Source organism: Ditibartonella apis (assembly GCF_001952075.1).
In the GTDB taxonomy this organism is placed as follows: Bacteria; Pseudomonadota; Alphaproteobacteria; order Rhizobiales; family Rhizobiaceae; genus Bartonella; species Bartonella apis.
On the sequence record NZ_LXYU01000009.1, the window covers coordinates 1 to 2,642 of the forward strand.

At 47.8% G+C, this 2,642-nt stretch carries 1 protein-coding gene; it reads right to left on the reverse strand.

The genetic code is table 11. The features are described from left to right. Positions 1 to 2,642: Ig-like domain-containing protein (locus PEB0122_RS11520; protein ID WP_225867857.1), on the reverse strand; the 2,642-nt coding region annotated here is incomplete at both ends.

Here is a 2,642-nt window from a genome sequence, read left to right on the forward strand (position 1 = left end):
CATTCGTTTCCTTGTCATCAACAAGCTTGATGGTCTTGTCGTCTAGAACCGGCGGTGTGCGATCAATAAAAAGATTACGGCCGTCTGTCGGATCGCTTTCATTGCCGACACTATCCGTCTCTGTCACAATAAATGTATATTTTGTCGGACTATGATTTGGATCATCGGTCAAAGCAACCGTCGGCGTCACAGACCATGTACCATCATCATTCACTGTTGTCTGGCCGATAAGTGTGCGCTCGCCTTTATCATTAACCGTATAAAGCTTGATAATGTCGCCCGCGACACCTTTACCATTAAAGGTCGGCGTAGTGTCGTCGGTAATATCATTGTCACTCAATGAACGGTTGCCATTCGGATATTTTTCCGGATCGTTGCCGACATTGTCGATAACCTCAACAAGTTCGGGTGTTGCCGGAGCCTTTGTATCAATATGCAGGCTGAAATGATGTTCGACTTTATTGCCCGCATTATTTATCAAAGAGGCAATATATTCGTGTGTCTTGTCTTCTCCGGCATTTTGTTGGGCCGGCAACTGGTATTCCCATGTGCCATCCTCCTTGACCGTCGTTTCATAAGAAGAACCGGTTGTCTTATCAAGAATCGTCACCTTTTGTCCGGGTGTGCCACGCCCGACAAGCTTCGGCGTTGCATCATTGGTGGCACCGCCATTGACAATTGTTTTTGGGTCTTTCTGGTAGTCATCAACAGCGTGATCAATTTTGACTTCCGGTGGTGTCAAATCAAGATTGAACCCTAACGGGTCACTTTTATCACTCACATTGCCGGCTGCATCGGTCAAAGTGGTTGTTATACTGTGTGCACCGGCTTTAAGCGGCGTGGTGGGCGTCCATGACCATGTACCATTTTCATGGACGGTCGTCTTTCCTATAACCTGATCACCGTCATAAATGGTAACAATGGAATTCTTTTCACCTTTTCCGGAAAAGAGTGGCATATCCTCGTCATAAGTCTTGCCTTCTTCAATGCTTCCATGCTGATCGCCGGAATTATCTTCCGCTTTGACAATATCGGGCTTTGCCGGTGCTGTCGTATCACGATTGACCCAGCTATCGCCAGATTTGGCACCAACCGTTCCCGCGTCATTTCTGGCATCAGCCACAAAACTATAGCGCCCGTCTGCAATGGCTTTGCGTGTCTCCACTGAAACAGTGTTCAAATCCACCGTTTGCGACCAGCTACCGGAGCCATCGCTTGTCGTGGTTTCAAATGTATGAATGACATTGCCGCTACTGTCTTTCAGATAAACAGTAATGATAGAATTGGCCGGCGCACTTCCCTGAAGATGGAATACGTTTTCCTTCGTCGGATTATCCCATGTATAGGGTGCATTATTTGTACCTGTTGTGGCTGAATCAATCGACGTCTGGCCAAGCGTTGCCATATCAAGAACAAATGGGAAGGATGTACGTCCCCCCTCGACACCTGCCTTGTTTTCATAAGCAACTTCGAAATTATGATTATTGCCGGCGTTGAGTGTCGGCGTATATTCCCAACTCCCGTCTCCTTTCACCGGAATTTTTGTCAATAATTTGCCGTTATCATATATGTTGACTGTCGAAATTCGGCCGGAATTCAACAAATCTGTCGGCAAATGCCCTTTAAGCGTCGGCGTTGTATCGTCGGTGATAATAACTTTCTCGCCATGCTGACCTTGCCTCGTCGCCCACTCACCATCACGATAGGAGCCGACAATCGAACCGGCATCGTCAATAAGATCGACTTCATCCTTGCTGTTTCCCATCGCCGGAACCGGCTCGGTATCAAAACCTAAAACGAACTTGTCCGAATGGTTGCTTTCATTACCCGCCGGATCGGTTGCCGTCGTGGTAAATTCATGCATTCCTTTTGTATTGCTAATCGGGCTTATCGGCGAAACACTCCATGTGCCATCGTCTTTTACAACCGATTGGCCAACAAGCTTGTCACCATCGTATAATTTGATGATATCTCCAGCCGTGCCTTTGCCGGAAAATGTCGGCGTTGTATCATCGGTCGTGTCACCACTATGAAGTTCTTTATCTCCATTCGTATGGTTGGTGGCATTGTCTTTATTGCCAACATTGTCGATGACTTTATCAATAGCCGGTGCATCCGGTGCTTTGGTATCAATCGTCAAGTGGAAATCGACAGACTGGGTATTGCCTGCCGCATTGGTGATTTTTGCGTGATAAGTATGGGTGACTTCCTGATTATCACCTGCCTGGCTTGGAAGCTCGAACTGCCAATTTCCCGCGCCATCGACTTTGGTTTTGCCAATTTCCTTGCCGTTCTCGTCGGTGATGACGACTGTCCCATTGGGCGTGCCACGCCCGTAAAGGGTCGGTGTGCGATCATCTGTGACACCATTATCCGCGACATCCTTACGGATAGACCCTTCATTATCATGAGCACCATCGACAAAGATGTTCACACCCGATTTGTCGACCGTTATTTTGACAGCGCCACTCCGTTCACTTTCATTGCCGGCAGAATCCGTCAATGTCGTCGTCAAACTGTGGTCGCCACCTTTAAGCGGCGGATTGGGCGTGAAACTCCATGTTCCATCATCACCGACAACAGTCTCGCCAATCGGCGTTTTCCCGTCATTGTCATAAATCTTGACAACTTCGCCCTTTTTA